At 53.5% G+C, this 25,014-nt stretch carries 29 protein-coding genes; 1 reads left to right on the plus strand and 28 read right to left on the minus strand.

The genetic code is table 11. The annotated features are described in order from the left end of the window. Positions 1 to 254: 254 nt before the first annotated feature. From bshB1 to F556_RS0109215, 5 genes are read right to left on the minus strand one after another with little or no spacing between them, the layout of a single operon-like run. Positions 255 to 956 (minus strand): bacillithiol biosynthesis deacetylase BshB1, encoded by a 702-nt coding sequence (gene bshB1 / locus F556_RS0109195; RefSeq protein WP_020616646.1) that lies wholly within the window; start codon positions 954 to 956, stop codon positions 255 to 257. Beyond that, on the minus strand, positions 953 to 1,378 hold the full coding sequence (locus F556_RS0109200; RefSeq protein WP_020616647.1) for a methylglyoxal synthase: 426 nt from the start codon (positions 1,376 to 1,378) through the stop codon (positions 953 to 955). Before F556_RS0109200 ends, bshB1 begins: the two co-directional genes overlap by 4 nt. Positions 1,379 to 1,416: 38 nt before the next feature. Beyond that, positions 1,417 to 2,220, minus strand: coding sequence for a 4-hydroxy-tetrahydrodipicolinate reductase (gene dapB / locus F556_RS0109205; RefSeq protein ID WP_020616648.1), 804 nt, complete (start codon positions 2,218 to 2,220; stop codon positions 1,417 to 1,419). 8 nt (positions 2,221 to 2,228) lie between these two features. Continuing rightward, positions 2,229 to 2,774 (minus strand): tetratricopeptide repeat protein, encoded by a 546-nt coding sequence (locus F556_RS33615; RefSeq protein ID WP_020616649.1) that lies wholly within the window; start codon positions 2,772 to 2,774, stop codon positions 2,229 to 2,231. 52 nt (positions 2,775 to 2,826) lie between these two features. Continuing rightward, on the minus strand, positions 2,827 to 3,159 hold the full coding sequence (locus F556_RS0109215) for a nucleotide pyrophosphohydrolase (protein ID WP_020616650.1): 333 nt from the start codon (positions 3,157 to 3,159) through the stop codon (positions 2,827 to 2,829). A gap of 164 nt (positions 3,160 to 3,323) precedes the next feature. Here F556_RS0109215 and F556_RS0109220 point away from each other — a divergent pair, with 164 nt between their 5' ends. After that, positions 3,324 to 4,190 (plus strand): YitT family protein, encoded by an 867-nt coding sequence (locus F556_RS0109220; protein ID WP_020616651.1) that lies wholly within the window; start codon positions 3,324 to 3,326, stop codon positions 4,188 to 4,190. Between the two features lie 74 nt (positions 4,191 to 4,264). On the opposite strand, the gene F556_RS0109225 is transcribed toward F556_RS0109220, so the two are convergent. The 23 genes from F556_RS0109225 to aroC form a co-directional block, all read right to left on the minus strand. Next, on the minus strand, positions 4,265 to 5,119 hold the full coding sequence (locus F556_RS0109225; protein WP_020616652.1) for a sporulation protein YpjB: 855 nt from the start codon (positions 5,117 to 5,119) through the stop codon (positions 4,265 to 4,267). 41 nt (positions 5,120 to 5,160) lie between these two features. Next, a complete protein-coding gene (locus F556_RS0109230) occupies positions 5,161 to 5,823 on the minus strand; it encodes a DUF1405 domain-containing protein (RefSeq protein ID WP_020616653.1) in 663 nt (220 codons plus the stop codon). A gap of 78 nt (positions 5,824 to 5,901) precedes the next feature. After that, complete coding sequence (locus tag F556_RS0109235; RefSeq protein WP_020616654.1) at positions 5,902 to 6,774, minus strand: menaquinol-cytochrome c reductase cytochrome b/c subunit; 873 nt, start codon at positions 6,772 to 6,774, stop codon at positions 5,902 to 5,904. An 18-nt stretch (positions 6,775 to 6,792) separates the two neighbouring features. Further along, positions 6,793 to 7,464 (minus strand): menaquinol-cytochrome c reductase cytochrome b subunit, encoded by a 672-nt coding sequence (gene qcrB, locus F556_RS0109240; RefSeq protein WP_020616655.1) that lies wholly within the window; start codon positions 7,462 to 7,464, stop codon positions 6,793 to 6,795. 18 nt (positions 7,465 to 7,482) lie between these two features. Further along, positions 7,483 to 8,040: a Rieske (2Fe-2S) protein gene (locus F556_RS0109245; protein WP_020616656.1), complete on the minus strand. Its 558-nt coding sequence runs from the start codon at positions 8,038 to 8,040 to the stop codon at positions 7,483 to 7,485. A gap of 241 nt (positions 8,041 to 8,281) precedes the next feature. Continuing rightward, complete coding sequence (locus F556_RS0109250; RefSeq protein WP_020616657.1) at positions 8,282 to 8,692, minus strand: DUF2487 family protein; 411 nt, start codon at positions 8,690 to 8,692, stop codon at positions 8,282 to 8,284. A 145-nt stretch (positions 8,693 to 8,837) separates the two neighbouring features. Next, on the minus strand, positions 8,838 to 9,023 hold the full coding sequence (locus tag F556_RS0109255; RefSeq protein WP_020616658.1) for an IDEAL domain-containing protein: 186 nt from the start codon (positions 9,021 to 9,023) through the stop codon (positions 8,838 to 8,840). Between the two features lie 39 nt (positions 9,024 to 9,062). Next, positions 9,063 to 9,584, minus strand: coding sequence for a gamma carbonic anhydrase family protein (locus F556_RS0109260; RefSeq protein WP_020616659.1), 522 nt, complete (start codon positions 9,582 to 9,584; stop codon positions 9,063 to 9,065). 74 nt (positions 9,585 to 9,658) lie between these two features. Next, positions 9,659 to 10,867 carry a hypothetical protein gene (locus F556_RS0109265; protein ID WP_020616660.1) on the minus strand — a complete coding sequence of 403 codons (1,209 nt, stop codon included), beginning with the start codon at positions 10,865 to 10,867 and terminating at the stop codon, positions 9,659 to 9,661. Between the two features lie 67 nt (positions 10,868 to 10,934). Then, complete coding sequence (locus F556_RS0109270) at positions 10,935 to 11,507, minus strand: histidine phosphatase family protein (RefSeq protein WP_020616661.1); 573 nt, start codon at positions 11,505 to 11,507, stop codon at positions 10,935 to 10,937. 87 nt (positions 11,508 to 11,594) lie between these two features. Beyond that, entirely contained in the window at positions 11,595 to 12,191 is a 597-nt protein-coding gene (locus F556_RS0109275) for an anti-sigma factor (RefSeq protein ID WP_020616662.1), read from the minus strand. Further along, a complete protein-coding gene (locus F556_RS0109280) occupies positions 12,188 to 12,784 on the minus strand; it encodes an RNA polymerase sigma factor (protein WP_020616663.1) in 597 nt (198 codons plus the stop codon). Before F556_RS0109280 ends, F556_RS0109275 begins: the two co-directional genes overlap by 4 nt. A 792-nt stretch (positions 12,785 to 13,576) precedes the next feature. Then, entirely contained in the window at positions 13,577 to 14,665 is a 1,089-nt protein-coding gene (locus tag F556_RS0109285) for a prephenate dehydrogenase (protein WP_020616664.1), read from the minus strand. 3 nt (positions 14,666 to 14,668) lie between these two features. Further along, positions 14,669 to 15,766, minus strand: coding sequence for a histidinol-phosphate transaminase (gene hisC / locus F556_RS0109290; RefSeq protein ID WP_020616665.1), 1,098 nt, complete (start codon positions 15,764 to 15,766; stop codon positions 14,669 to 14,671). Positions 15,767 to 15,845: 79 nt separating this feature from the next. Continuing rightward, positions 15,846 to 16,652, minus strand: coding sequence for a tryptophan synthase subunit alpha (trpA, locus tag F556_RS0109295; protein ID WP_020616666.1), 807 nt, complete (start codon positions 16,650 to 16,652; stop codon positions 15,846 to 15,848). Further along, positions 16,639 to 17,844 carry a tryptophan synthase subunit beta gene (gene trpB, locus F556_RS0109300; protein ID WP_020616667.1) on the minus strand — a complete coding sequence of 402 codons (1,206 nt, stop codon included), beginning with the start codon at positions 17,842 to 17,844 and terminating at the stop codon, positions 16,639 to 16,641. The genes trpA and trpB overlap by 14 nt, the downstream gene beginning before the upstream one ends. Then, positions 17,841 to 18,497 (minus strand): phosphoribosylanthranilate isomerase, encoded by a 657-nt coding sequence (locus F556_RS0109305; RefSeq protein ID WP_026297197.1) that lies wholly within the window; start codon positions 18,495 to 18,497, stop codon positions 17,841 to 17,843. Before F556_RS0109305 ends, trpB begins: the two co-directional genes overlap by 4 nt. Then, complete coding sequence (trpC, locus tag F556_RS0109310; protein ID WP_020616669.1) at positions 18,494 to 19,291, minus strand: indole-3-glycerol phosphate synthase TrpC; 798 nt, start codon at positions 19,289 to 19,291, stop codon at positions 18,494 to 18,496. Before trpC ends, F556_RS0109305 begins: the two co-directional genes overlap by 4 nt. After that, positions 19,281 to 20,327: an anthranilate phosphoribosyltransferase gene (gene trpD / locus F556_RS0109315; protein WP_020616670.1), complete on the minus strand. Its 1,047-nt coding sequence runs from the start codon at positions 20,325 to 20,327 to the stop codon at positions 19,281 to 19,283. Before trpD ends, trpC begins: the two co-directional genes overlap by 11 nt. Positions 20,328 to 20,339: 12 nt before the next feature. After that, positions 20,340 to 21,890 (minus strand): anthranilate synthase component I, encoded by a 1,551-nt coding sequence (gene trpE / locus F556_RS0109320; protein ID WP_020616671.1) that lies wholly within the window; start codon positions 21,888 to 21,890, stop codon positions 20,340 to 20,342. Between the two features lie 353 nt (positions 21,891 to 22,243). After that, on the minus strand, positions 22,244 to 22,615 hold the full coding sequence (gene aroH / locus F556_RS0109325) for a chorismate mutase (RefSeq protein ID WP_020616672.1): 372 nt from the start codon (positions 22,613 to 22,615) through the stop codon (positions 22,244 to 22,246). 2 nt (positions 22,616 to 22,617) lie between these two features. Continuing rightward, positions 22,618 to 23,715, minus strand: coding sequence for a 3-dehydroquinate synthase (gene aroB, locus F556_RS0109330; protein ID WP_020616673.1), 1,098 nt, complete (start codon positions 23,713 to 23,715; stop codon positions 22,618 to 22,620). A gap of 1 nt (position 23,716) precedes the next feature. Continuing rightward, a complete protein-coding gene (aroC, locus tag F556_RS0109335) occupies positions 23,717 to 24,886 on the minus strand; it encodes a chorismate synthase (protein ID WP_020616674.1) in 1,170 nt (389 codons plus the stop codon). Positions 24,887 to 25,014: the final 128 nt, after the last annotated feature.

The following is a 25,014-nucleotide window of genomic DNA, read 5'->3' on the forward strand; positions in this document are numbered from 1 at the left end:
CCCATTTACGCTTCTGTTTATACAGTGGTCAACACGGAGCCTAAGTGGGTCGGATCGTTCCTCCGATCGCTGTTGTACCCGGATTTCTTGAATTATTACCCCTTCAGAGGGGGAAATCCGGGGACAAAGGCGAACACTTCAACGCTTTCTGCAAGAAAGCGACTTCGAAAGCATACGCTAATCTCCAGAACGATTCCGCCCACTTCTGCCCTTCACCACAATACTAAGTACAGATAGATATATATTGGCTGTTCTTAAAATAAATGAATCGGGTGCGGCCGTTTGACCGCGAAACCTTCTGCGAATGCCCAAATGCGTTGGGCGCCGAGCAGGCGGTCGCGAGCTTCTACATTGTCCACATAGGCCCCGGTTAACGGAGTAGCTACCCGGTCCTCTCCCGGCGCCGCCGCCTGGAACTGCGAGGCATAGCAGCGGAGGGCTTGTCTCTTTTGCTCGTAATGCTGGCTCACATCCACCATCAGATCAACGGATTCAACATCATTAATGTAGTAGAATATCAACTGCTCGACGGTGACGGCGGGCAGCTCTGGCATGTAGCGGCGCAGCTTGGCGTTGAATACCGCCTGTTCGATCAATGCGCTGCAAGCGATATGGTCAGGGTGACGGTCCTTCCAGAAAGGTGCAAAGACGATCCTCGGCCGGTGCCGGCGAATCTCGGCTGTGACTGCCGCCACTTGCTCCTCCGATCCTGTCAGTCCCCTGTCGGGGAGCGCTAGGCAAGATCGTGCGGATAGACCAAGCACCGCGGAGGCTGCGGCAGCTTCCTGCTGCCTTAGCTCCACGGTGCCATTGGAAGACATCTCTGCGCGGGTCAGATCGCAGATGCCGACCCTGCTGCCTGCCTCCACCTGCTTGGCGATGGTACCGGCCATCCCGATCTCGACATCATCCGGATGTGCGCCAAAAGCAAGGATATCCAGCGTCTGGCCGGTCATGCCAGATCCTCGCCCGGCTTGTACTTGTGGACAAGCTCACGCCATGCAAAATCTCCACGCTGCAGAGCTTTCACCAGCAGTTCCGCCGTCGCCACATTGGTGGCTACCGGTATCCCCTGTACGTCGCAAAGGCGAAGCAGAGCAATAATATCTGGCTCATGTGGTTGGGCCATCAGCGGATCCCGCAGGAAGATGATCAGGTCCATCTCATTTTGAGCTACCATAGCGCCAATCTGTTGGTCGCCTCCAAGCGGACCTGACATAAACCGATGAATCTTCAGTGATGTCTGCTCCATGATGCGTGTACCGGTCGTACCGGTCGAATACAACGTGTGTTGCTGGCTGAAGACCGGCTCGTAAGCAATGACGAAGTTCACCATCTCTTCCTTCTTGCGGTCATGCGCGATAAAAGCGATGTTCATGTGCTCTCTCTCCCCCGTAGCTGTCCCTGGATAGTCGGTTAGTCCATCAAATGCTCGAAGCCGTAAATCATGCCGGTATAGCCGATTACTTTCTTGACTGCTACGTTCACACCAGGCATGTAACCCGCCCGTTCATAGGAATCATGACGAATCTTGAGCGTCTGGCCATGACCGCCGAAGATAACCTCTTGCTGGGCAAATACACCCGGCAAACGTACACTGTGAATACGGAATCCATTGTAGTACCCACCACGGGAGCCTTCAATAATTTCCTCTTCCTTCGGATTGCCCTGACGCAATTCCTGACGTGTCTCGGCAATCATTTCAGCCGTCTTGATTGAGGTTCCCGAAGGCGCATCCAGCTTCTGGTCACCATGATACTCGATGATTTCGACATGAGGCATATATTTTGCAGCCTCGGCTGCAAATTTCATCATTAACAGTGCACCAATCGAGAAATTCGGAGCAATCAGGCCGCCGATTTCCGCATCGCGGCACAGCTTGTCCAGCGCTTCGATTTGCTCCGTTGAGAAGCCGGTTGTCCCAACCACGGGGCGTACGCCATGCTCAATAGCCGTGACGGTATTGCCATATGCGGCATGCGGCACTGTAAAGTCCACCAGTACCTGAGCTCCGGAATTGCGAAGCGCCTCCGCGAGATTATCAGTTACGAGCACACCGGTAGCCGGCTTGCCTACTAGCGAGCCGGCATCGATCGGGCCAGCAGACGGATCCACCGCTGCTGCCAGTGTCAGTGCTTCGTCCTCCAATACCATTTTTACGACTTCACGGCCCATTCTGCCGCCTGCTCCGGTTACTGCTACTTTGATTGGTTCTGTCATGTGCTTATTCACCTGTTCCTTCGTCGTATTGGTCTGCCTGCCCGAGGGAGTGCAGTCCTTCTCTTGCGTCTGTATTCGGCATACAGCCGGCGGCCTGGATCATGCTGTGGATCGAGCTCTAACAGCCGTTTGATGCTCGCTGCCGCCTCCTCATACTGTCCCGCCTCTGCTTGCGCGGCTCCCAACAGAAGATAGGCTTCACCGTAAAGCGGGTCCAGCTCTAGCGCGTGCTGGAGCATGTGGACCGCATCTTCGGCTGGCTGTCGCCCGCTTTCCAGCAGATGTACCGCCTCAGTCGCCATTATCCTTGCCATTACCGTATCCAGATGATACTTGTATTCCTGATGGTCTCCACCCAGTCTGACAGCCTCTTGAGCATGGTGTCTGGCCTTGCCCCACTTCGCGCTGCGAGCGCAAGTAATCGAGCACCGGTAGTGATAGTCGGCCCGCTGCGGATTCGCAGCAATCGCCTGTTCGAACCATGTCACCGCCTGCTCGAAGTCGCCGCCCAGGATGGATTCGTAAGCTTTTTTAATTGCATCGTCGCCGTTCATACGCCCATCCTCCTTGTACACAGGGATGATACAGCATATGTACGGCGCTCGCTTACGGTTCGTCTTTTCTCGTCCAGCGGGCCGCATCACGCGTATTGAATTTATGCATGACCTTATCGTGCGCTTCCGCGAGATCTATACCTAGCGAGTTGGCAAAGCAAGCAAGAATGAAGAGGATATCCCCTAGCTCCATCTCAATTGAATTGTCTGCTTCATCGCTTTTTTTGGGCTTCTCTCCGTACGTATGATTCACTTCTCTAGCCAGCTCGCCAACCTCTTCACTCATTCGGGCCAACATGGCTAGTGGACTGAAGTAACCTTCTTTGAACTGAGAGATATAATCGTCAACTTCCTTTTGAATCGCCGCCAGCGATTTCTCTGCCATGGGCTTTCCTCCTGCTTTCGAACAGTATCACTCCATATGTTATCGTAAAGCCAGCTTGAAGACAATAGCCCGCTTCCCATCCCGGCACGATACATCGCATAGGATAAAGCTGGCGCTGCACATACTACTACCATTGCCACATTCCGGTAGAGAGGAGGTTAACGATGGTTCAGCGTTGGGCAAGAATTACCGGTACCGTTGTTCCTATTGTATGCGGGGCAGCGGTCTATGCGTTCGGATTGCATTATTTTATTTTGCCGAATCAATTGATGGAAGGCGGCGTTACAGGCATCGCCGTTCTGTTCAACTATGCTTTTGGCTGGCGGCTGTCTGTCTCCACCTTGCTGTTGAACATTCCTCTATTTGTCCTCGGGACCTATGTGCTTGGCTGGCGGCAGATGGTCTACACGATTATCGGCGCACTCTCGCTTTCAGGTTCTCTGGCCTTGATCGAGTGGATGGTTGAAGCCGGCTGGCTCTCCCCCTTTGTCACTTCAACGGATTATATGCTGGCCTCTCTCTATGCCGGGGTGACCATTGGGCTTGGTTTAGGCATTGTGTTTCGGTTCGGCGGAACAACTGGCGGCGCAGACATCATCGCCCGGATCGTTTCAGCCAAGCTAGGCTGGAGCATGGGACAGATTATTCTGCTGCTGGATGTTATGATTATTGGACTATCGCTGCTCTATATTCCAAAGGAAAAAGTGCTGTATACCCTGGTCGCTGTTTTCATTGCTTCCAAGCTGATTGATTTTATTCAGGAGGGCGCGTATGCGGCGCGGGCCTTCTCAGTCATCACTGCAAAGGGCGATGCCGTAGCCGCAGCCGTAGCTTCGGGTTTGGAGCGTGGTGTGACCTTGATGCCTGCGGTAGGCGGATTCTCTGGCCAGTCTCGAATGATGGTCTACTGTGTCGTCGCGAGGCACGAAATCCGCAAGATGAAACGGGTCATACGTGATGCAGATCCCGCAGCCTTCATTGTCGTCCATGATGTGCAAGATGTGGTCGGTGAAGGCTTCCGTCCTCATTAGAAGGCCTCCTATCAAAAAAAGCAGCTCCCCCAGGGCTAAATCGACCTGATGGAGCTGCTTTTATGCCTGGACGTTCAAGCTTTTGTAAATCGCTCGCGGTCATACTTGAATCGCTGCCAGCCTGCATAGAGCAAGACGGCGACGATAAGAAAAGCTAGCATAAAAATAAAACGTAGCGGCATTTTCCCTCTGTCTATGATGATGGCTGGATCAGGCATACTGTCTACCGGCGTTTGAAAGAGACGGTCCACGGTACCAGAGAGCGACTGAATCGATCGGGTGACGGACGCGTAGCGCTGCTGATCACGCTCGGCGGTCTCCAACTGCACGGCTATATATTGTAAAGAGGTATCCAGTTCACGAACCAGACCAGGGTTTTGTTGAAAGAGGGCAGCCGCTTCAATCATCTGGTAATGCTCTCTCATTCCGCGTGTAACCGCCAGGGCCGCTGTAGCATAGTCGGCTGTCTGTCGGTGCCAGGCCTTCGCGAGTCTGCTGAGATCTTCACGGATGAGCGGGTAATACGAGCGCCAGGCCGCTTCGTGTCCGCCGCTAAGCGCATCGAAAGCGAGCGATAACCGGGCACTGGCCAGCCGCAGCTCATGCACGCTGCTTGCCCCTTGAAGCCCTGCTGTGAGCTCACCGAGCATCACATCGACTTCTTTCCAGCCCTCAGCTTGTCCTTTGCTTCGGATTTGTGGATGGGCGGCTTTTTGCCTTAGCTGTTGTACTTGCTGGTAGACAACCTGGCGGTTGCCTTCGGCAGCGGAACGATACAACGCCTGCGAAGCCTTCGACAGATGGTCAGGTAACGGCTCTGGCTCTGGTGTTGTCGCCCAAATGTCAGTCGAAGCGTAGATCCCCGTCCCCGTTATGACAATTAGCACAACCGCTAACCATCCGATCCATCCCCGGCCTTGTCTTCTCATAGGACATCCCCCCATACCATCCTATGGGGGGATGAAGAAGATTATGACTGGTTAGAGAGCTTATCCCTGTCAGAGAGTTGCCGCTTGACTAGCCAGGTCAGCCAGACGAGCAAAACACTGAACACAGAGAGCCCAACGGTAAACCATTGAATGGCTGTCAGATCATCTTCCAGCACCCGTGGCAGCCATGGATAAATGCCATACGTGTAGTCCAGTGAGTCATTCAGCAGCAGCCACCCGCCCGCTGCAGCCAAGGCCGCACGACCAAAGGTCATGAACCGAACATAGAGCAGCACTTCCGCAGCCATGCCAAGATGAGAACCGACGAGCATCCAATCCTGCCATCCCAGCGTGTTCCCCTGAGCATAACCTGCGAAGATCATTGCTACGGCCCATATGCCATATTTCACGGAGGTTGCGGCAGCCAGCGCTTCAATAAGCATTCGAACACCTCTCGCCAGCCTGGAGGGCTGACGAGGCGGGAATAGCAGATAGAGCAGGACGATCGTGAAGAACAAGCTTGCTGTGGGGCTGTCAGGAACGAAAATCAACTGCCACAAGGGGTGATTATTAGCCGTATACACAAGTTGATTGCCGTACCAGATGTAACCATAAATCGTTCCAAGCAGATTCACGACAAATAATAACCAGAGGAAAGGGCGGCTTGTCAGCAAAGCCCGGCTCCAGAAAAACGATAACGACAAGTCACCACGCTCCTTCAAATCTATCGTTCACAAGAAGAACCTGACCGCAGCTTTGCGAGTCAGGTTCTTGGTATGTTGTTATTCTGCGGCTTCGGCCTTTTGCTTGGCCAGCCAAGCTGCAATTTGATCAATTTCTTCCGGCGTATGCTGATCCGCTTGCGATGGCATAGCCCCTTGACCATTGGTAATAATATCAGCGATCTGCTCTTCGGAGAGTCGATCGCCTACCCCTCTAAGGGAAGGGATGCTGCCTTGGCCTTTCATATCGGTTCCGTGACAGCTGAGACAAGTAGCTGCGAGCTCCATGGCCGGATCATCGGCATCGACGATCGGCACCTCTGCCGCACCTTGCTGCTGAATCGGATTCGGCCGCGGCTGACCTGCCTCGTAGGCTTCTCTAGCCTTGTTGGCACGATCAATATGCTCAGGAGTGACATGGTTGATCTCGAGCTGGTGCTGATAATGATCCCAAGAAACCTTGGTTAAGTATACACAAGCCAGAATGGATAGGATCAGCAATCCTGATGCAATCGGTCTTTTGTAGAAACGACGCTCCTTGCCTGTGTCCAGGAACGGCGCCAGCAGGAGTGCTCCGAAAGCCACGCCAGGGACACCTACGGTGCCCAGGACAACAAAGTCGCCCGAAACGTATGGATATTTAAGTAGTTGATACAGGAACAGGAAGTACCAGTCCGGCATCGGGATAAAGCTTGCATTCGTCGGATCAGCCGGATAGCCAAGCGGCGCCGGATGCGCAATGGTAAGCGCCAGGAAGCCGACCAGGGCAACTACACCGACCATCCATTCCTTCAGCAGAAAGTTCGGGATGAATGCCTCGGACTTCCCAGGAAAAGCCGTGTAGTCAACTGGCGTATTCGGCATCGTGCCCTTGCGGACGCGGGAATCGCCAACGTACACAACTTTTTCTGTGGATTTGTGGCCATGCGCCATGAGGAACCCTCCTTTCGTCTATAGTGGTCCGGAAATGCCCTGTCTGCGGATCATGATAAAGTGCGCCGCCAGCATTGCCAGCAGAGCGCCAGGCAGGAAGAATACGTGAATTGCGAAGAATCGTGTCAGCGTCTGGGCGCCGACGATCTCTCCACCCTGCATGAGCTCCTTGAGATAGACGCCGATATAAGGAACGGACTCCGCAATCTGCATGCCGACCTTGGTTGCAAAGTAAGCTTTGTTATCCCAAGGCAGCAGGTAGCCGGTAAAGCCCAAGCCAAGCATAATGAAGAAGATCAGCATGCCTACAACCCAGTTCATCTCGCGAGGCGCCTTGTAAGAGCCTGTGAAGAAAACCCGGAGGGTATGTAGGAACATCATAACGATAACGAGACTAGCGCCCCAGTGATGCATCCCCCGTACAATGGCGCCGAAAGCGACTTTGTGCTGGAGGTAGTCAACGCTTGCATAAGCATTGATGATATCCGGCACGTAGTACATCGTCAGGAACATCCCGGAGAGGATCTGGATGATGGTGATGAAAAACGTCAGTCCGCCGAAGCAATACACAAAGGCGGAGAAGTGGTGAGCCGGGTTAACGTGCTCGGGTACCTCATGGTCCGCTACGTCCCTCCACATAGGCGTTATATCAAGACGATCGTCGATCCAGTTGTATATGCCTTTAAACATCTGATTGTACGCCCTCCTTTACACTCTTGTGTTCGGCTTCAGTGGACCGAGGTATACGACGCCCTCGCGAATCTCGACTTCATACTCGTCGAGCGGATTCGGAGCAACCGCAAGGTTCTTGCCATCCTTGTCATACTTGGCGTCATGACATGGACAAAAGTACTGATTGTCGTTCTGCGTATTCCAGTTGATTGTACAGCCGAGATGCTTACAGATTGGTGAGAGCGCGAAGATTGTTCCATCCGAGCCCTTGGAAATCCAAGCGGTCAGCTCCGGTTGACTCTCATACCAACCATCGATCTGATTGATCTGAAAGCGGAATTCTTGCGGCTCGTCCGTCACGCTGCTCTCCTCGACTACCTTGACGAATGTCCCTTCCGCCTGCGGCATCAATAACGGATCCACGGCAAAACGAATCATCGGGAGTACTGCTCCGACACCCATGAATGCCGTTGCGCCACCCAGTGTATATGACAGAAACTGACGCCGCGACATCTCTCTGCGACGTACAGGTTGATGCGTAGCCTCACGTTGACGCTCTTCATCTGGCATATATGTGCGTTCCTTTTCTTCCATCTTCTGTTCTACCCCCTTTGGCAACCGTATCTTGTGTTCTGCAGCTGGACAAAACACAACGAACTAGGACATTACTTATAATAGCTCAGGTCCACATGAGCGTCAAGAATGAGGCGGTCGATTTAAGTCGATGAACAATTATCCGCTCTGAATTTGTTGACGTTTTGTCACAATTGGCCTTCTCTGGAATATATGATCCCACACTTAGTTGACTTTATACCTACCGGTTCGATTACAAGATTCATTTGCGAGCCCAGCGCTGCATGACTTGCTCTCTGACCGTCGCTACAGTTGGCAGGTTGCCTTCCGGATCCGGCATGATAATCAGATCCGCATGCTCGGTCGGCAGGTCCTTGCGGTGGGCTGCACTGACCACGAATACATGCTTGAACCCCGCTTCCCCGTCCTTTAGCTCCTTGCACAGCCCCTCCAGCGTCTGCTTGTCCCCCGGGTAGTGGCAGGCAGGATAGATAACCACCCTGCCCTTGAACGGCAGCTCCACCAAATCAATGACATCAGCCAAACGCTCCAGAGCGGCCGTTGTGGCGATCGGGTTCTCGCGCCCCGACAAGCCTGTCAGCGGCAATACGCAGGTGTCAAAGTACTTGCTGTTCTCCGTCCATTGCTCTTCTGTCAGTTCACTGAATTTCATGCTTCGTACTCCTGTCTGTTTTTCAACCATCGTATCACGATGGGACAAACATGGCAAAAGCAAATCAGGCTTGCACCGGTTTCTCCTTGTTCGTCTGGAGAAACCGTGTGCAAGCCTGGACGCGCATGCGGCGCCTTCCTTTTTGTTAGTCCTGGCTCAGTGCGTTCCACTGCTCAGCGAGCCGGCGAAACGTATCCTCGTCCCCTGCCGCCAGCGATTGATCAATGGCCACCTGAATCCTTTCCTTGTTGAAGCGCCGAACCGCATCATCCAGTACCATTTCTGCAGCGAGTCCCAACATTGCCTCATACGTAAGTTTCATTTTGTCCATAGGATACATGCACCTCCAGACGGGGCTTAAGCCAGATTACTATTGGGCCGGATATGAACTGCCTGTGTATTCCTCACCTTTGCGGACATAACTCTCCATCGTCGTCTTCATCCGCTTCAGATCAGCCTCGTTCAACTCCCTGACGACCTTCGCAGGCGAGCCGAGGGCGAGCGTATAGGGGGGGATGACGCGGTTTTCCGTGACGATTGAACCTGCCCCTATTAAAGCATATTCACCAATCTCGGCACCGTTGAGTACGATGGCCCCCATACCGATTAATGTGCCCTTGCCTATCTTGCAGCCATGGATAATCGCTCCATGTCCGACAGACACCTCATCCTCGAGCAGCAAAGGCTGATTGGTGTTCACATGACCAACAACGCTGTCTTGAATATTGCAGCGGTTACCAATTCGAATGGGCGCCAGATCGCCCCGTAGCACCGCATTAAACCATACCGTGCTGTAGGCGCCGATCCGGACATCTCCGATTAACTTGGCTCCCTCTGCTATGTATACGGGGGAATCAGTTTGCGGCAGGATACCTTGGTAGGGAATCAACATGAATTCTTCCTCCTGTTCTGAACGCAATTATAATGGAGGACATTCTACCAGGGGCCGCAAGCTTCTGTCAATCATCAGACTGGCGATCCGAGCTCAATGCGGTCCTGCTCCGCAACATAGACCCCAGCTACGACGGCATGGCCGATTTTGGTCATTCGCACGACCTGTCCAAACTCATGATGCTCTCCGATCCGGAGCAATCCCAGGTGCATCATCATGCCCAGTATCCGCTTCTCCATCACATCTTGCGCACAATCATAGTAGAAGGGCTTGATGTAAGGCATCAGCTGCTCAGCAAGCGAGGCTGTCGTTACCCAGCGGTCAGCCAGCGTATGCAGCCAGTTGGCCAATGTCAGAATATTGGGGATTGCTCCCTTGTACAAGCGCAGCCAGAACCGGTAGAGCTGGGTCGGCTCAGGCAGCGTCCGGTCCGACAGGACAATCTCCCCTTGTGGCGAAAGCACTAGACGACCATTGTCCTCAAGCAGCAGCTTCTGGTAATAGCCGTAATCGTAGATGAACGACATCCGGTTTGGATAATCCTTCATCCGTTTGCCATAGCCGAATCGCCATGCCCCTCTAGCTGGAGGCTCTTCAAGAATGTGCATGGCCTCCAGTACTTGCTGAATGTTGCGCTTATACATATACCCCTCGGCTGTGATTGTGGGCTCATACTGCTGAATATAACGAAGCAGGGTGAGCACATCCTCAGCCAGCAGCTGTTGCTCATCTCGGAAACCGTCGGGTTCGTCGATATAGCGCAACTGATTCCGGAATGATGCTGCCATTTCGTCCCGGAAGCGGTCCCTTAGATCTGTTGGTACATGAAACAGATAGCGGGAAGCGCCGGTAAAGCCATTGAACAGCCAACCGGACTGTTTGAACTTGATAATGGTCGAGCGCGGTCCAGGAGGTTCGGCCGGTGTGGCTTTGCGGCTGCGGGACTTGCTGTTGTTGCTCTTGGCTGAAGGCAGTCGGTTGGCATTGGCTCCGCCTGCGTGACTTGTCGGCGCTTCGTCGAAGCGGCCTTGCTGGACACGGGCGATGAGCTCTTCCTGACTGAACGCATGCTGACTGTCGAACAACAATGAGCTCATAAAGCGGCGTTCGGCAATGGTTAGGCTCGCCAGTTGTTGCTTGACCGCCTCTTTGCGCTGAATGGCGGAGAGGATGGTCTGGATCAGTTCATTCTTGGAGTGACTGTTGCACTGCAGCTGATATTGATCCGCAATCCGGTTTAGCTGCTCGATATCCGCATAACCCAACATCTCGGCAAGTTTCATCCTAATCCCTCCCTGGCGCTGTTACTACCAGTATAGGAAAAAAGATAAAAATTAAACGTGTCTCAAGCTATTCCTGCAGATGTAATGAACAGTTGTGCAGTAAAGAGCTCCACGCTCCCTCTCGCAGTTCCAATATTGAGTACGACATATTACCGATATAACTATCGTCCAGATTCTCGCATAGGGAGTGCAGCATTTGACTGAGAAAGCTGCCATGGGTCACAACAAGCAGGTTAAGATGCGGATGCAAGCTCATCATGTCCTGAATGAAAGCCATCCCCCTGGCTGTCACGTCGGTATTCGACTCCTGGCCTTCATATGTCGTGCGCCAAGCGGCCCCCCAACGCTCCAGTCGCTCAGCTTCCGTTGTGCCTTCAATTTCGCCGAAGCCCCGCTCCCGCAGCCGCACATCCGCTGCCAGCAGCGGAATGCTGAGTTGATCGGCAATGACCCGCCCGGTTTCACGAGCCCGCTGCAGATCACTGCTCACGACGGCATCCCACTTCATCTCGTCCTTTGCCAGCCGCTCGGCAAGCTTATGGGCTTGCGAGCGCCCCTCTTCATTCAGCGGTATATCCGTTTGTCCTTGTATTTTGCCTTCCGCATTCCAAGATGTTCTTCCATGGCGTACCCATCCCATTCGCACGTACAGTCATCCCCTTTATCGTAGTCAAACTTCTTCTCAGAAATAATGAAACTCTCCAGCACCATACGCTGGAGAGCTTCGTCATGTTCGTGTGCGGAGCAGCCAATTCATAGCAAGGAGCGTCATAAGTAACGCGGCGAGCGACATCGCTACCAGATAAGGCGATATCGACGGCGATCCATGCAACATAATTGGATCACTAATGCTCGCCATCGGCACGTTCTCATAAAACTTGGCACTCACCGTGGTCGCCCCACTGCCATCCAGTATGCCCGGCATCTGAATAATCTGCTCGGCTGGATGCTGGGTTGTCCCCCCGGTTATCAGGTAGAACAATCCTGCTAGAAAGAAAAGCATCGCACATGCCGTCGCAGCGACAGTCTTGCGGCGAAGCTTGCCAGTGAATGCACGGCTTTTTCTTCGCAGTGGCGTCAGCCAGGACTGCTCCCGGTTAATCCGGTCCATGACCTGATGGTTGATGCCATTTAGGGTATCCGCCCTAAATTCCTGCTCAGCCCCAAGAGCACGCACCAAGCTCCTGCTCTCTTCCCACAAACGTAATTCTTCCTGGCAGCACACACAATGAAAAGCGTGTTGATCAACCGCCTGACGGGCGGGGTCATCGGCTGCCAGATCCCAATACCATGCGAATGTTTCTTGCGCTTCTTCACATGTCATCTGAACTTCATCCCTTCGTATTCCACTATCGTACTTGTCTCTCCAAAATAGGGCTCCAGCTGCGATTTGACACTCGCTCTTGCCCGAAACAGTAACGATTTGACGGAACTGACCGATTGCCCGAGAATCTCGGCGATCTCCTGGTATTCCAGCTGGTCATACTCGCGAAGGATAAGCGCGGAGCGTTGCTTCTCGGGCAGATTGTTAATGGCTTGTCGCACGAGCGACATCCGTTCATTGAGCAGCAGCTGCTGCTCGGGTACTGTCTCGATGGGTGCAACCGGTATGTATCCTGATTCATCCAGGGAGATGTTCCCTGACTTTTGCTTGCGCAGTTCACTAAGTACCGTGTTGCGGGCGATCGTATAGAGCCACGTGGAGAAGGAGGCGTCTACCTCACGAAACGAATGCAGGCTCCGATACGCCTTGTAGAATGTCTCCGAGCACAAATCCTCGGCCAAGATCTCCATGCCTGCACCTTTGAGCATGTGGTAGATAAAAGCGAGGATCTTGCGCTGGTATCGACGCATCAGATCCGAGTACAGCTGAACATTACCGTCTTTGATAGCTTTGATTAATTGGGAATCCGTCATACAAGCGACCCTCCTTGGCCTTCGGAGTGATCATCCCGTGCCCGGATTACAACTGGAGATCATTGGTCTTGGCATTTCTTGATAATCGACTTGCCAGATCTCTCATTATAAGTTAGTACCGAACCGGAAGGAAAAAGTTGCGGTTAGCAACAAAAAAAGTGCGAATCTATTATTAACCGATCTGAACCGATTGGAAGCATCCGCCATATTGCCGCAAAAAATATAGCTTTATTTTACCACATGTAGTTTGGGAGCGTTCCAAATCTTTTCTAAAGATTGGCGTTGATTCTGAGATTGACGCAAAAGTCCAACAAAATTCTCACGGTTCTACGACCACGAAGCTCGCAGCGCCAAAACACTCGACGGTTGGCGGATCTGCTAGCGAATAGAGGAAGAAAGGTGTCTTACAGCCCACGGTTGAGGATCTACGAGTGAATAGAGGAAAAAAGGTGTCTTACTGCCTGCGGTTGGCGGTTCTGCGAGCGAATAAAGGAAGAAAGGTGGCTTACAGCCCACGGTTGGTGGGGACACCGTATCTATAGCACGCAGAAAATCACAAATTCCAAAACAACAAAAAAAAGACCACTCAATGAGTGGTCCTTGCCTATTCTCGAGGCAAACAGTTTTGGATAGGAGTGGAGAGAAACCATACTGTAGTTCTTATTATATGTATCCGTTTTCAATTTGTCAATAAGCGTTTTCATTTTTTTTGCGAAAAACTAAAAGTGTTGTAGAAAACAAGCAACAAAAAAGCATGGGCCAACAGGTAGCCCATGCCTCCGTACATTACATTTAATGCACCGTATAACCGAGTGATTCCAGCAAGTCCCTGGCCGCATCGAGATCGGCTTGTTCGCGGAAGGAAAGCCGCAAGATTCCCGGCACATCCTCCCGGCTCTCAATGATCTGCAAGTTGCTGAGGTTGATCCGCTGGTCCCCCAGCAGGGTTGCAATCTTGCCGATGATTCCCGGATGATCCGGGACATCGACGTAACATTCATACAAGGAGTGAATCATGCCCTTGCGACGCTCCGGCAACTGGTTGCGGAAGGCTCCGGCGAGCCGGAAGGCTTCCTCTATCCCATCGCCGTTCTCTTGCTCGAGCAATGCCACGAATCGCTCGGTCTCCTGCTGCCAGTCCTTCAACAGCTGGAGCAGTACCTGCTTGTTGCCGAGCAGAATATCACGCCATACCACCGGTTCGCTGGCTGCGATTCGCGTGATGTCTCGGAATCCTCCGGCAGCCAACATGCCATAGAGATCGTTGTTCTCGTGATAGCCGCGGACTTGATTGACCAAAGCCACCGCGATAATATGCGGGAGATGACTGATCGCGCCGACAATCTCGTCATGAAGTTCCGGGTCGACGCTAACAATCTTGGCTCTGGTATAGACGAGCAGCTCTTGCAGCCTGTTCAGTGCATCCTGCGGCGTCCCTGGCTCTGGGGTCAAGACGTAAAAAGCATTCTCATAGAGATACGGTGTAGCTGCTTCAACGCCCGACCGCTCCGAGCCGGCCATCGGATGCCCGCCAATGAAGATCGCCTCACCAAGCTGAACCTCCCGGGCACAAGCCGCAACAGAAGCCTTGGTGCTGCCAACATCGGTAATTATGCAGCCTGGCTTGAGCGGGAGTCGGCTGAGCGCCTCCACATACTCGGACAATGAGCCGACCGGTACGCACAAGAAGATGAAATCGGCATCCGCAGCCGCTTCCTCCATCGAGGTCGTGGCGTGGTCAACGACGCCATGCTCCATATACTTGGCTACCGACGACTCCCGAACCGAATGGCCTACGACGTAGAGATCCGGCTTGCCTTTGAAGCACAGAGCTAACGAGCCGCCCATCAGCCCTACACCAAAAATTGCAATTTTGGTCATCGGCTACACTTGCACTGCAAGTTCCTGCAGCACTTCCTCCAGGGCAGCGATAAATTTCTCGTTTTGCTCCTGGTTGCCTACGGTAATCCGAATATGCGTAGGGTAATAGGACCAGCGGGCCCTGGCGATAATGCCTTTGCGAAGCAGTCCGTCAAACACCTGCTGCGACGGATGCTTGGCATCAAACATGATGAAGTTCCCATACGCCGGGAAGTACGGCAGTCCCAGACGATCGAATTCCCCTGTCAGATAGCGGATTCCCGTCGTGTTGCTCTCACGGCACATGCGGATAAAGTCTTCATCGGCCAGTGCTGCACGCGCTGCGGTCTGCGCAAACCTTGTCGTGTTGAAGGGCTCACGGACCTGATTAATGGACCGGATGACGTCAGCGCTTCCGATTCCGTAACCGATACGAAGAGAAGCCAGTCCATAGATTTTGGAAAACGTGCGAAGCAGCACCAGGTTCGGATGCTTCTTAAGCAGTGCCAGACCATCCGGATATGCAGAGCCTTCAATATACTCGCAGTAGGCTTCGTCCAGGACAACAAGAACCGAATCTGGTACACGCGTTAGGAAGTTTTCCACTTCGTCATGGGTCACAATCGTGCCTGTCGGATTATTGGGATTACAAATCCATACGATCTTGGTTTTGTCGGTTACACGCTCCAGCATGGCTTCCAAATCATGCTTGCCGTCCTTGAGGGGGACCTCAATAACGACCGCATTCTCAATCTCGGCGTTATGCTTGTATTGCGGGAAGGTCTCATCCGCTATAATCGTCTCGTCGCCTGGGACGATATACGCCCGTGCGAGCATCAGAATGACCTCGTCCGAGCCGGCTCCGAAGATCAGTTGATCCGTGGAGACGCTCAGACGCGTCGCGATATCCTGGGTCAATGCTACACTTGCGCCATCCGGATAAATACTGGTTTTGGACAGCTCCGCCGTGATAGCAGCCTTGGCTTGTTCTGAACAGCCATAAGGGTTTTCATTGGAGGCCAGCTTAATGACCTCGGTCAGTCCCAGCTCCCGTTTTACGTCCTCGACCGGCTTGCCTGGCTGGTAGACGGGCAAGTGAGTTATATTTTGCTTTGGCTTCAATAGGGTCACCTCATCGACAATTGTATAAGAAGTTCAACTTACCTTTATGAAACCTATTGTCTCATAAGTTGAGGTGGATTTAAACCTTCAGTTGACGGACATAGTCAGATATTTCACGCAAGCCCTCTTCCCGAAGAGAAGGATCTTGAAGCTTGGGAATCGATTCTTCGATCCGACGTACAATGGCACTCCCCACAATAACGCCGTCTGTCTGTCCAGCGAAACGTAGCACTTGCTCCCTGCTGGAAATGCCGAACCCGACTGCGATCGGCGTATCGGTTGCCGAACGTACCGTCTGGAGAAACTCATCGATGCCATGGTGGAAATCAGCACGTACGCCGGTTACGCCCAATGAGGAAACGCAATATACAAATCCTCTGGCTTGCTCCGCAATCCGTTTTACTCGATCATTGGAGGTCGGAGCGACAAGCGGGATCAAGTGCACGTTAGCCGCCTCCGCCATTGCACGCACTTCGCTGTCTTCTTCAATCGGCAGATCCGGGATAATCAAGCCGCTGATTCCGTGCTCGGTAACAAGCTCGAAGAAGCGGTCAAGGCCCATACGCAAGATAGGGTTAAAGTAAGAGAACAGGATAAATGGCAGCTTCACGCCAGCAGACCTAGCCGCCGATGCAACGCCGATGCAATTCTCTACGGTGATCCGATGCTGAAGCGCACGTCCAGAGGCTCGTTGAATGACTGGACCGTCAGCAAGCGGATCTGAATAAGGAACGCCGAGTTCGATCATGTCCGCACCGGCTTCCTCCAGCGTGCGAATGATCTCCACCGTCGTCTCCAGATCAGGATCGCCTACCGTAATAAACGGGATCAGCGCCGTCTCCTTGCGCTGCTTCAGCTGCTGGAAGGTTTCATCAATTCGATTCATGTTCAGACCCTCCCAAATAACCCATGATCGATTCTACGTCTTTGTCGCCACGACCGGAGAGGCTGACGATGATGGTTTTGTCCGGGCCCAGCGTAGGCGCCAGCTTCATCGTCTGGGCAATCGCATGTGCCGATTCCAAGGCGGGAATAATGCCTTCCTTGCGGGAGAGCAGTTGCAGCGCCTCCAGCGCCTCGGCATCCGTCACCGGCACGTAGCTTGCTCTTCCCGAATCTTTCAGATACGCATGCTCCGGCCCAATGCCCGGGTAGTCAAGACCAGCCGAGATAGAATGCGCCGGTTGTACCTGTCCATACTCGTCTTGCAGCACGTAGCTCATGGAGCCTTGGAATACCCCATGGCTGCCCTTGGTCATGGTAGCCGCGTGCTCATCCGTATCCACGCCTCTGCCAGCGGCCTCGACGCCAATCAACTGCACGGACTCATCCTCAATGAAAGGATAGAAAATCCCGATGGCATTACTGCCGCCGCCGACTGCCGCCACGACATAATCGGGCAAGGCCCCATGCTCTTCCAGCATCTGCGCTCTTGCCTCATCTCCGATAATCCGCTGAAAATCGCGGACAATCATCGGGTAAGGATGCGGCCCAGTTACAGAACCTAGAATATAATAGGTATCGTCTACATGGCTGACCCAGTAGCGAAGCGTCTCATTACAGGCATCCTTAAGGGTTCGGGTACCCGAAGTGACCGGTACAACCTCAGCTCCCAGCAGATTCATGCGGAATACATTAAGCTGCTGGCGCTTCGTATCTTCTTCACCCATAAATACCTTGCACTCTAGTCCCAAAAGTGCCGCTACGGTAGCCGATGCTACGCCGTGCTGGCCTGCTCCCGTTTCCGCAATGATTTTGGTTTTTCCCATACGCTTGGCCAATACGCCTTGACCGAGAGTATTGTTAATTTTATGAGCACCCGTGTGATTCAGGTCCTCCCGCTTCAGATAGATCTTGGCTCCGCCCAGATGCTCGGTCAGACGCTCCGCGTAGTACAGCGAGGTTGGCCGGCCGGAGTATTTTTTGAGCCAGTAACGGACCTCGGCGACAAAGTCGGGATCCTTCGCATAATGGGCATAAGCCTCTTCCAATTCAAACAAAGCATTCATTAACGTCTCGGGGACATAACGCCCGCCGAAGATGCCGTATCGGCCGCTGCTATCTGGCACTTGCTTCATGCTTTCTCCACCCTTTCAATGAACTTCTTGATTAAGGCAATATCCTTGACGCCGTCCTTTTCCACACCGCTGGACACATCGATGCCATCCGGTGCATACCCTCGGATCAGCTCTTGTACATTGCCGGGATGCAAGCCTCCTGCTACATATAAAGGCAAATGATACTGACGGGCCACCTCCGCATATGCGGGGATCAGATCCCACCGGAACGTCCGTCCCGTGCCGCCGCCTGCTGTATCGATCAACAGGGCATCAACCGAGCCTGCATAAGGCGCCAACCGGGTGGAGGGCTCCTCCCCTTCGTCGCCAACGGATTGCACTTTCCATACTTCCCGACCCAGGCTGTCCCGAACCTCACGACACAGCTCGGGAGACTCTTCGCCATGCAGCTGGATGACATCGAGTGGTGCCACTACAAGCAGCTCTTGCAGCTCAGCAAAAGTCGGATTGACGAAGACGCCCACCGTACGGGGCGCCACACCCCGCGCATTGCGCAGCGCGGAGGTCTGCCGGATCAGCTCAGCCGCCTGCGGAGGCGTTACCTGCCTGCGGCTCTTGGCAAAAACAAATCCAATCTCATCCATACCTAGGCCATCCATCGCCCGCAGCGTGTCGACATCACGCAGCCCGCAAACCTTTACACGCGTGCTCATCGGCGTTCAGTCTCGCCCATAATCGTATTGACTGCCTGACGCACATCAGGCTGCCTCATAAATGATTCGCCGATGAGTACCCCATGCGCACCAATGCCTGACAAATAGTCAATATCATCCGGAGAAGCGATGCCGCTCTCGCTAATAACTGTGGCCTGCTTCGGCATCATGCCGATTAAGCGCTCGGTCGTCTTCAAATCTGTAACAAACGAACGGAGATCACGGTTGTTTACGCCAATTAGCGTAGCCTGACCAATCTCCAGTACGGTGGTCAATTCCTGCTCATCATGCACCTCTACCAGCACATCCATGCCGAGCGAACGGGCAAGCGTATCGTATTCAGACAATTGCTCGGCAGTCAGAATCGCCGCAATCAGCAGTACCGCATCCGCCCCCATGGTCCGCGCTTCATAGACTTGACGATAATCGATAATAAAATCCTTGCGCAGCAAGGGTAGCTTCACAGCCTCGCTTACGGCAGTCAAATAAGCAGGCGAGCCTTGAAAATAATCTACATCAGTCAAGACCGAAATACAGTCCGCACCAGCCGCCTCATAGATCTGAGCCAAGGCCACCGGATCAAAATCCTCCCGAATCAAACCTTTGGAAGGCGATGCTTTCTTGACTTCTGCAATTAAACCGAGCGGCCGCTGCCGACGTTCTGTCAATGCCTTCTCAAATCCGCGGCACGGCTGCAGATGCGCAATCCGTCGTTCATACTCCTCAAGCACGAATTGGCTGCTCAAAAGCTCCACTTCACGCCGCTTCGTTGCAACGATTGTATCAAGAAACATGTGCGCACTCTCCTGTCGTTTGAATCAGTTGCTCCAGCTTGGCGGCTGCATTGCCGTTATCTATGGTTTGCTGCGCGATGGCCACTCCATCCTGCAAACTGGCTGCACCACCACCCACGTAAATGCATGCGCCGGCATTAGCCGCTACGATTGCCCGGTACGCGCGCTGTTCTTCGCCACTCAACACCTGCCGAATCAATCCCGCATTGGTTAGCGCGTCTCCACCCATGACTTCGCCCAGCGGATAGGTCTGTAAACCAAGCTCTTCTGGCGTAATATCATACGTGCTTAATTGACCGTCTTTGAGCTCGGAGATTTGAGTCGGGGCAGAGATACTGATCTCATCCAGTCCGTCATGGCTGCTTACCACCATCGCCCGCTGCAGTCCCAGACGGCCGAGGACGCCAGCTACCGTCTCGGTTCGTGAACGGTCATAAATGCCCAGCAGCTGCCTGTCTGCTCCAGCCGGATTCGTAAGTGGCCCCAGCATGTTGAATATCGTGCGGACGCCCAACTCCTTGCGCGGCACTGCCGCATGCCGCATCGATGGATGGAACAACTGGGCGAACATGAAACAGATTCCGATCCGGTCCAGACATTCCCCCGCCTGTTCCGCGGTGAGCGTAATGTCCACGCCCAGCGCTTCCAGTACATCGGCACTTCCCGCTTTGCCGGACATGGCCCGATTACCGTGCTTGGCAACCCGGACGCCAGCAGCTGCAGCAATAATCGCCGAAGCAGTTGAGATATTGAATTTATGGATGCCAGAGCCTCCGGTTCCGCATGTGTCCAGCAAACCCGTCTGCTCCGTCAGTACACGGTTCGAACGGCTGCGCATGACTTCTGCAAACCCCGTAATCTCGTCAATCGTCTCGCCTTTCATTCGCAGAGCGGTGACAACTCCGGCAATCTGGGCCGGCGTTGCCTCTCCGCTCATTATAATATCCATTGTAGCTGCTGCCTCGGCGCGCGTCAGATCCAGTCCTTCGATCAAACGGGACAAGGCCAGCTGCATGGTCATTGTCTGCGTCGTCATCTCAGCTTCCCCCTATGTTTGTATATAGTAATCCCTATTGACGGCACCTACCGGCGGTTGATGCCCGGTGGTTGGAAACATCGCTTCCGCTGCGCGAATCGCCTTGAGACTTGCCTTTGCCTTGTTAACCGTCTCTTCGTATTCTTTCTCTGGCACCGAATCCCACACGATACCTGCCCCTGCTTGAACGTACGCTTTGCCGTGCTTGAAAATAATTGTGCGAATCGTGATACAGGTATTGAGGCTGCCCCCAAATCCGAGGTATCCGATCGCTCCCGCATATGCGCCCCTAGCCTCGTTCTCCAGTTCGGCGATGATCTCCATTGCCCGCAGCTTCGGCGCGCCGGACACTGTACCAGCTGGCATGCAAGATACAAAGGCATCGAAGAAGTCCTTGTCTTGACGAAGCTTGCCGGATACGTTGGAGACGATGTGCATTACATGCGAATACCGCTCAATTTCCATATAAGAGTCACAATGCACGGAGCCGAACTCGGCGACACGGCCGATATCGTTGCGTCCCAGGTCCACGAGCATCAAATGCTCCGCGCGTTCTTTTTCGTCTGCCAGCAGCTCTTGCTCCAAGGCCAGATCCTCTTCCTCCGTCTTGCCGCGTGGACGCGTACCAGCGATCGGACGGGTCTCAACCCGTTCGCCATCTACCTTGACCAATGCTTCAGGCGAAGTCCCGACGATAATCTCGTCATCCATCTTGAGATAGTACATATAGGGGGACGGGTTCATGGTCCGCAGCACCCGATAGACATGCAATGGGTCAACCTCGGTGTCTATGCTGAAGCGCTGCGAGAGCACGACCTGAAAAATATCCCCTGCCCGGATGTACTCTTTGGCTTGATGCACATTATTGATAAATTGCTCCTCGGTCACATTGGAGTTCACCTCGCCAAGCTCGGGATCGGAAGGCATCCCGGCGCTTGTCATCATCGGTACAGTCAATGGCTGCTGGAGTCTGGCAATCGTCGCATCGATCCTTGCGAGTGTCGCTTCATATACTTCTGCAATAACAGCGTCTGTTGCCCCTTCTGGAACATGCACATTACCAATGACCTGAATCTGCTGCTTGACGTGGTCAAACACAATAATCTGATCGCAAAACATGAATTGCAGATCATTCATATCCAAATCATCGATGCGGTGAGCAGGAAGTTTCTCATAATACTGAAGCAAATCATACCCGAAGAAACCGATGGCGCCGCCGGTGAAGGAGGGCAAACCCGGCATGGCCGGACTGCGATAGCTCCTGAGTCTAGCCTTCAAGAGCTCCAGCGGCTGTTCGCTCACTGTCTGTTTCCCCTGCTTGTCTTCAATCGTCATCTCGCCGTTTTTACCGGATACCAACATGAACGGGTCTGTTCCGATATACGAATACCGGGCCCATTTCACGCCTCCCTCCACACTCTCCAGCAGAAAGGCATGTCTCTCCTTGCTGAAGTGCTGAAACAGGCGGATCGGCGTTTCTGTGTCCGCCAGGGCATGACGTGCGATCGGGATCAGATTGTACTGCCGGGCTAAAGCAATGACGTGCTGTAATTCAGTGGTCATAAGCAATCCCTTCCTTCATCTAATAAAATTCCTTGCATCAGCGGGGATGGCTCCATCTGCCATAACAATAAAAAAGCCCCTGCGGACAGCAGGAGCATGTGATCGATTAGGCCTGAATCTGGAATGCAAAAGGAAGGCAGCGTAACAGAAAAGATGATAGGCATGACAAACTAAACCTACCTCACCTAATCTCATCCTGCATCTGTCCTAAAAAGCATTCTCTACTCAACTCAGCTCTTCTCTCACTAGGCTATGCTCTGCTCGTCTCAACTCTAACGACTACTACACTCATCCTGGAATGGTTACCAGCTAACTAATACTATTCACCACTATACATCAGCCCGCAACATTCGTCAATTCTTGGCTGCCAGATCCGGACGAAGCGCCCTTGCCCCGCCGAGGTAAATATGCCGAATTTCGTCCTGGCCGCGGTCCGTGTTGACCATCACCATCAAACGGATGCAGTGCTGCAAACTGCCTTTGACCGGCACCTCGAGTGAGCACATCAGCGGTACCAGATCCCAACCCGGCAAACGCCGGATCGCAACAGCTGGAAAAGCTGCATCCAGGTCGTGGGTAACGGTTATAAAAATACTGCCTACCTGATCTGGCACCAATTGATTCTCTTGAATCATCGCATCCAGCATCTGAGCGGTAGCATCAAGAATCTGCTGTTCTTCATTGGCGTCTACTGTGATCGCCCCGCGAATTCCGCGAACATTCATCTCTATATGTCCTCCTTCTTCAACTGCTCCACAATCGCCCGCACTTGATCTGCTTCAATCCTGTGATTAATTTCTACCTTGCCGATGGCTGTTGGCACGATAAATACCATCCGGCCCTCAACAAATTTCTTGTCAAACATCATGGCCTCTATAATGGCATCCACATCGTAATGCTCTGGCAGCCTTACTGGCAGGCCGCAGCGCTGCAGTACCCGCTTGGTTACGGTGTAGACCTCCTCCGGCGCGCCGAGTTCAACGCCTAAACGGGCCGCGCCGACCATGCCGATGGAGATGGCTTCACCGTGCGGCAGCTCGCCATAATGGCCGACTGCCTCCAGGGCATGCCCGATGGTGTGACCCAGATTCAGGATCGCCCGCAGGCTGCTCTCCCGCTCGTCCTGGGAAACGACAGACGCTTTAACGCTGCAGCCTTTGTATAGCGCATAACCTAGCGCATCGCTATCCAGAGCAAGCAGTTTGTCTGCATGTTCATCTACCCAATCGACAAACTCCGCATCCCAGATTAAACCATGCTTGACCACTTCGGACAAGCCGGAGCGAACATCCCGGGGCGGAAGGGATTGTAGTGTGCTGAGATCATACAGCACCAGTTCCGGCTGGTGAAAGGCACCAATGACGTTCTTGGCCAGTCTGTGGTTGACAGCAACCTTACCACCGACACTGCTATCATGCGCTAGAATCGTCGTCGGCACCTGAATGAACCGGATGCCGCGCATATAAGCGGCCGCCACGTAGCCTGCAAGATCCCCGACAACACCGCCGCCAAGGGCTACAACGGCAGATTTACGATCAAGTCCCGCCTGCAGCGCCTGCGTCATAATCTGCTCAAACATTTCTAGCGACTTGGAGGATTCGCCGGACGGTACAACGTAGGAAACGACCTCATAGCCTGCCTGCTCCAATTGCTCGGTCAGAGGAGCGAGATAATGCGGCGCCACCTGTGTATCGGACACAATCAATACCGGAGATTGTTTCACGATTCCATGCCGGGTGAACAGCTCGCCTGCTCGCTGCAGGAGCCCCTCACCAATGTATATCGGATACGAACGTTCGCCAAGATCAACAGTTAACTCTCTCATCTTAGTACTCCTTCACTTGCTCAAGATAGGATGCAACATTGGCACGAATCTCGTCGATGGAATCGCCGCCGAACTTCTCCATGAACGCACGGGCAACCTCCCACGTGACAACATGCTCCATTACGACGCTTGCAGCAGGGACTGCACAGCTGTCTGAACGTTCGACTTGGGCGGTAAACGGTTCTTTGGTATCAATATCCACACTCCGCAGAGGCTTGTACAATGTGGGGATTGGCTTCATAACGCCGCGTACAACAATCTGCTCACCTGTCGTCATGCCGCCCTCGAATCCTCCTGCACGATTGGAAGCGCGATGATACCCCAGCTCCTCCGTGTACAGGATTTCGTCATGGACCTTGAAGCCCCGCATGCCGGCCGCCTCAAAACCAATACCAATCTCGCAGCCCTTGAATGCGTTAATGGACACAACAGCCTGAGCGATTCTCGCATCAAGCTTACGGTCCCACTGCACATGACTGCCCAAACCAACGGGCACCCCTTCGATGACACACTCGACGATACCGCCGATGGAGTCACCTTCGGCTTTGACCTGGTCGATATGAGCCATCATTTTTTCTTCTGTTTCCTTATCCACGACCCGTACCGGGGATTCCTCGGTGCGCGCAATCAGCTCATCTACGGGGAGCTGATTGGCCGGCGCTTCAATCTCGCCGATACGGATAACTTGTCCAGCCACCTTAATGCCGAACTCTGCCAGCAGTTGCCTTGCTACGGCACCAATCGCTACGCGTGCAGCTGTCTCACGGGCGCTCGAGCGCTCCAGCACGTTGCGCAGATCTTTCAGATTATATTTGAGACCACCGTTCAAGTCGGCATGACCGGGACGCGGCCGATGTACACGGCGCTTCTCCTCGTCACCGCCTTCAATCGGCTCAATATTCATCACCTTGGTCCAGTGCTTCCAGTCATTGTTGGCAACGACAAGGGCAATCGGCGCTCCGGTTGTTCGACCATGGCGAACGCCACCGACAATTTCTGCCGTATCCTTTTCAATCTGCATGCGACGGCCTCGGCCATGGCCCTTCTGGCGACGCTGCAGTTGAAAGTTCAGCTCTTCAAAATCCAGGGTCAAATTGCTGGGCAATCCCTCAATAATGGCCGTAAGCTGGGGGCCGTGTGTCTCCCCTGCTGTCAAATATCGCAAACTCACTTTGGTTCCTCCTCCAGGTTTCCAAAATCCGCATGCAGGATGCGAATCATACGCGCATAGTCTCGCTACGGGCGGGCATCGCCAGCCCGCCCGACATCTTTGCTAATTATAGTATAGGCCTGCAGGTT

The organism is Paenibacillus daejeonensis DSM 15491 (assembly GCF_000378385.1).
Taxonomy (GTDB): domain Bacteria; phylum Bacillota; class Bacilli; order Paenibacillales; family Paenibacillaceae; genus Paenibacillus_D; species Paenibacillus_D daejeonensis.

Coding starts and splice junctions, on each gene's coding strand:
- F556_RS0109280 (WP_020616663.1), bottom strand. CDS start 12,784: ATGACGGATTCCCAATTAATCAAAGCTATCAAAGACGGTAATGTTCAG.
- F556_RS0109215 (WP_020616650.1), bottom strand. CDS start 3,159: ATGGCAGAGAAATCGCTGGCGGCGATTCAAAAGGAAGTTGACGATTAT.
- F556_RS0109255 (WP_020616658.1), bottom strand. CDS start 9,023: ATGGACAAAATGAAACTTACGTATGAGGCAATGTTGGGACTCGCTGCA.
- F556_RS0109245 (WP_020616656.1), bottom strand. CDS start 8,040: ATGGAAGAAAAGGAACGCACATATATGCCAGATGAAGAGCGTCAACGT.
- F556_RS0109260 (WP_020616659.1), bottom strand. CDS start 9,584: ATGTTGATTCCCTACCAAGGTATCCTGCCGCAAACTGATTCCCCCGTA.
- F556_RS0109275 (WP_020616662.1), bottom strand. CDS start 12,191: ATGACATGTGAAGAAGCGCAAGAAACATTCGCATGGTATTGGGATCTG.
- aroB (WP_020616673.1), bottom strand. CDS start 23,715: ATGAGAGAGTTAACTGTTGATCTTGGCGAACGTTCGTATCCGATATAC.
- F556_RS0109220 (WP_020616651.1), top strand. CDS start 3,324: ATGGTTCAGCGTTGGGCAAGAATTACCGGTACCGTTGTTCCTATTGTA.
- trpD (WP_020616670.1), bottom strand. CDS start 20,327: ATGACGACGCAGACAATGACCATGCAGCTGGCCTTGTCCCGTTTGATC.
- trpB (WP_020616667.1), bottom strand. CDS start 17,844: ATGAAGCAAGTGCCAGATAGCAGCGGCCGATACGGCATCTTCGGCGGG.
- F556_RS0109250 (WP_020616657.1), bottom strand. CDS start 8,692: ATGAAATTCAGTGAACTGACAGAAGAGCAATGGACGGAGAACAGCAAG.
- aroH (WP_020616672.1), bottom strand. CDS start 22,615: ATGAATGTTCGCGGAATTCGCGGGGCGATCACAGTAGACGCCAATGAA.
- F556_RS0109305 (WP_026297197.1), bottom strand. CDS start 18,497: ATGAGCACGCGTGTAAAGGTTTGCGGGCTGCGTGATGTCGACACGCTG.
- F556_RS0109265 (WP_020616660.1), bottom strand. CDS start 10,867: ATGAAACTTGCCGAGATGTTGGGTTATGCGGATATCGAGCAGCTAAAC.
- trpE (WP_020616671.1), bottom strand. CDS start 21,890: ATGACCACTGAATTACAGCACGTCATTGCTTTAGCCCGGCAGTACAAT.
- F556_RS0109225 (WP_020616652.1), bottom strand. CDS start 5,119: ATGAGAAGACAAGGCCGGGGATGGATCGGATGGTTAGCGGTTGTGCTA.
- bshB1 (WP_020616646.1), bottom strand. CDS start 956: ATGACCGGCCAGACGCTGGATATCCTTGCTTTTGGCGCACATCCGGAT.
- qcrB (WP_020616655.1), bottom strand. CDS start 7,464: ATGTTTAAAGGCATATACAACTGGATCGACGATCGTCTTGATATAACG.
- F556_RS0109200 (WP_020616647.1), bottom strand. CDS start 1,378: ATGAACATCGCTTTTATCGCGCATGACCGCAAGAAGGAAGAGATGGTG.
- F556_RS0109235 (WP_020616654.1), bottom strand. CDS start 6,774: ATGGCGCATGGCCACAAATCCACAGAAAAAGTTGTGTACGTTGGCGAT.
- dapB (WP_020616648.1), bottom strand. CDS start 2,220: ATGACAGAACCAATCAAAGTAGCAGTAACCGGAGCAGGCGGCAGAATG.
- F556_RS0109270 (WP_020616661.1), bottom strand. CDS start 11,507: ATGGGATGGGTACGCCATGGAAGAACATCTTGGAATGCGGAAGGCAAA.
- F556_RS0109285 (WP_020616664.1), bottom strand. CDS start 14,665: ATGACCAAAATTGCAATTTTTGGTGTAGGGCTGATGGGCGGCTCGTTA.
- trpA (WP_020616666.1), bottom strand. CDS start 16,652: ATGAATCGAATTGATGAAACCTTCCAGCAGCTGAAGCAGCGCAAGGAG.
- trpC (WP_020616669.1), bottom strand. CDS start 19,291: ATGTTTCTTGATACAATCGTTGCAACGAAGCGGCGTGAAGTGGAGCTT.
- F556_RS33615 (WP_020616649.1), bottom strand. CDS start 2,774: ATGAACGGCGACGATGCAATTAAAAAAGCTTACGAATCCATCCTGGGC.